The organism is Bacillus sp. R86525, from assembly GCF_042466195.1.
Classification (GTDB): Bacteria; Bacillota; Bacilli; order Bacillales; family Bacillaceae_G; genus Bacillus_A; species Bacillus_A nitratireducens.
Window position 1 is genome coordinate 1 of the sequence record NZ_JAXHPX010000009.1, and the last position, 2,407, is coordinate 2,407.

Genomic DNA, 2,407 nt, shown 5'->3' on the forward strand with positions numbered 1-2,407 from the left:
CATCTTCGTTAGTTAATGTCAACTAAGTTTTTTTATTTCGTTTGCCGCGTTCTGCGTTATTGCATCGGCGACTTGTCTTATATTACACTTATAAATAATAATAGTCAATGGATTTTTATAAAAAACTTCATTTTTTTAAAATCTCATTTATATTACCAAGTTATCTATTTAAATACCTCTTCTATACTTATATATAAGCAACCCATATAACTCCATATGGGTTGCTATTCCATCATAAAAACTATTGTTCTTTTGAAGGGATCGAACAACTTCCATCAGTACAAGACATATCGCTTCCTTCTTCTGATGAAAACTCTTGTAACTTAGGTGCGGGATTCTCTTCTTCCCACACTTGCTGAAGTGCACCAACAAAAGTTTCAAGTGGTTGTGCACCTGAAATAGCATACTTTTGATTAATAATAAAATAAGGTACTCCCGAAATTTGATATTGTTGAGCAATCGCTTCATCAATTCTAACATCATTTGCATATGCATTTTTATCATTAATAACCTGTAAAGCTTCTTGCTTATCTAAACCTGAAGCTTCAGCGATAGTAGCAAGCGTATCCACATCACTTAAATTTCTCGATTCAGTGAAATATGCAAAAAGTAGATTTTCCGTAATCTCTTTTTCTTTCCCTTGATCCTTTGCAAACTTCGCTAGACGATGCGCATCAAAAGTGTTTGTCGGCTTCATCTCTTCAAAATTAAAATCCAAACCCATACTAGCTGCATGATTTCCTAGTTGTATATTATTACGCTTAGCTTCTTCAATACTAATCCCATACTTTGATGCAAGTACTTCATTGATACTTGTTCCAGAATAGATTGGAGCATTTTGGTCTAATTCAAAACTTTTAAACTCAACTTCAACATCCTTCTTATGTGGAAATTGCTCTAAAGCCATTTCTAGTCTACGTTTCCCAATATAGCAAAATGGGCATACAAAATCTGACCATACTTCAATTTTCATAGAAACACCTCATTAACATGTAGTTTTCAATCATTGTAGCACTGGCACTAAAGAATTCAAAAATTTATGCTTCAAGCCTTATATACTACAACCTAAAATGAATTTACGAATAGAAAAAAAACGATAATCAAAAGTATAAAAACACTACCTTCTGATTATCGTATATACAACTCTAAAACAATCTAATTATGCTGGAATATATCTCCCCACGAACTTCCATACGGTATTCCAATATTTATTCGAATCTACCTTTTCAGCTTCTCCATGTCCAGCACCTGGAACAATTAATTTCTCTTTTTCTACTTTTGCAGCATTATATACTTCATCTAACATTTCATAAGGAACGAATGTATCAGCATCCCCATGAATAAATAACATAGGTGTTTTACTTTTCTCCACTTGTTTTATAGCTGAAGCTTCTTCTAAATCATATCCAGCTCTTAATTTCGTAACTGTATTTGCTGCATTCATAACAGGAAACTTCGGCAAATGGAATAAATCTTTTAGTTGATAAGTAAATTCATCAATAACAGTCGAGTATCCACAATCTTCAATAATAACTTTAACGTTAGAAGGTAAATCTTCACCTGAAGTCATCATTACAGTTGCCGCGCCCATTGAAACACCAAATAGCGCTATTTCAGCATTCGGATCTTTCTTTACAATTTGTTGAATCCAAATCAAAATATCTTTACGATCATGCCACCCCATGCCGATATAATCGCCTTCACTATTTCCATGCCCACGAAGATCTGGCGCTATGACGTTATAACCTTGTTCATAAAAATTCCGGATATATTTCGTCATTGCTGATGCCCTGCCATCATATCCATGAACTACAAGTGCCCATTTACGACTAGATTGCTCATTCATATATTCATAACCTGTTAAATTTAGCTTATCAAAAGAGCGTATAGTTAATGTATTAGGTCTATATTTTGATACAAAGTTCGCATTCTTGTCTTCATTCGTAGCCAATGCACCTCCCGATGCATTCACCGTTTCCGTTAAGTGAGGATTATCCTCTAAAAAATCTTTTTCTTGTTTCGCATTCAACGCATAATTATAGAAATAATTCCCGACTAACATATATGCAATCGCTAGAAGGACTAAAACTACTATAGTAATTACACCTATCTTTTTCATATTATCTCCTTTTTCAAAATTAAATCTTCTTATATTAAAGTACTTCAAAAATAACTGTACTATTTTAACACACCAATGAATCGTATCTATAAGAAATAAAATAGAAAATCTTAAATTACATATCAAAAATCACGGGAGAAATTGAATAAAAAATTATATGGCTATGCAACCACAAATCTTAAAAGAATGGGGAATACTTAAAGTCTAAAGTGGTATTTTGGGTTAGTAAGAAGTTATTTCTAACGAAATATACACAAAAAAGACGAGTCATTCTGACTCGTCTTAAAG

The 2,407-nt window shown here is 32.8% G+C and carries 2 protein-coding genes; both read right to left on the minus strand.

Features of this window, described 5'->3' with window-relative positions; translation table 11 throughout:
• Window positions 1-241: 241 nt before the first annotated feature.
• On the minus strand, window positions 242-973 hold the full coding sequence (locus tag SJY24_RS30150) for a DsbA family oxidoreductase (RefSeq protein ID WP_377867093.1): 732 nt from the start codon (window positions 971-973) through the stop codon (window positions 242-244).
• Between the two features lie 186 nt (window positions 974-1,159).
• Window positions 1,160-2,119: an alpha/beta hydrolase gene (locus tag SJY24_RS30155; RefSeq protein ID WP_377867094.1), complete on the minus strand. Its 960-nt coding sequence runs from the start codon at window positions 2,117-2,119 to the stop codon at window positions 1,160-1,162.
• Window positions 2,120-2,407 lie beyond the last annotated feature (288 nt).

Coding starts and splice junctions, on each gene's coding strand:
- SJY24_RS30155 (WP_377867094.1), bottom strand. CDS start 2,119: ATGAAAAAGATAGGTGTAATTACTATAGTAGTTTTAGTCCTTCTAGCG.
- SJY24_RS30150 (WP_377867093.1), bottom strand. CDS start 973: ATGAAAATTGAAGTATGGTCAGATTTTGTATGCCCATTTTGCTATATT.